Here is a 545-nt window from a genome sequence, read left to right as displayed (position 1 = left end):
CGATGTGGTGGTCGCTCGGGAGCACCATCACGATCGCGTCCGGGTCCTCGCGCGCGATGGTCGCCGCCGCCCACCCGATGCACGGCGCCGTGTTGCGCGGCACAGGCTCGACGAGCAGGCGCCGCTCGGAGACGTCCGGCAGCGCGGCGCGCGTGGGCGCCACGAGGTGCTTGCCGGTCGCGATCCAGATGCGCTCCCAGCCGTCGCTCCCCCCGCGGGCGCACAGCGGCAGCACCCGGCGCGCCGTGGCGGTGATGAGCGGCTCGCCGCCGAGCAGCGGCAGGAGCTGCTTCGGGCGCGCGGCGCGCGACGCCGGCCAGAAGCGCGTGCCCGCGCCGCCGGCGAGGATGAGGACGTGGACGGGGGTCTCGGTCGAGCTCATGGGCGATCGTTCAGGGTGACACGTCGAGGAGTGCCGCACGGTTGCGAGGGGTCTCGTCAGGAGGGGCCGGGCAGCGCCTGCGCGTGGGCCGCCATCGCGAGGCCGAGCGGGACGACCCGCAGCGAGGCGTCGCCGTCCGCCGCGCCGCGCCAGAGCCGCGCCG

Annotated in this window: 1 protein-coding gene; it reads right to left on the bottom strand. The window is 77.1% G+C overall.

Going from position 1 to position 545, the window contains the following annotated elements; all coding sequences use genetic code 11:
* The coding region (locus tag BN4575_RS22715) for a sugar phosphate nucleotidyltransferase (protein WP_176716455.1) at positions 1 to 382 on the bottom strand (382 nt) is incomplete at its 3' end.
* Positions 383 to 545 lie beyond the last annotated feature (163 nt).

Source organism: Aeromonas sp. EERV15 (assembly GCF_900079845.1).
Taxonomy (GTDB): Bacteria; Pseudomonadota; Gammaproteobacteria; order Enterobacterales; family Aeromonadaceae; genus Aeromonas; species Aeromonas sobria.
Note: the sequence above shows the minus strand (reverse complement) of the source record. Positions and strands in the feature narration are given on the sequence as shown.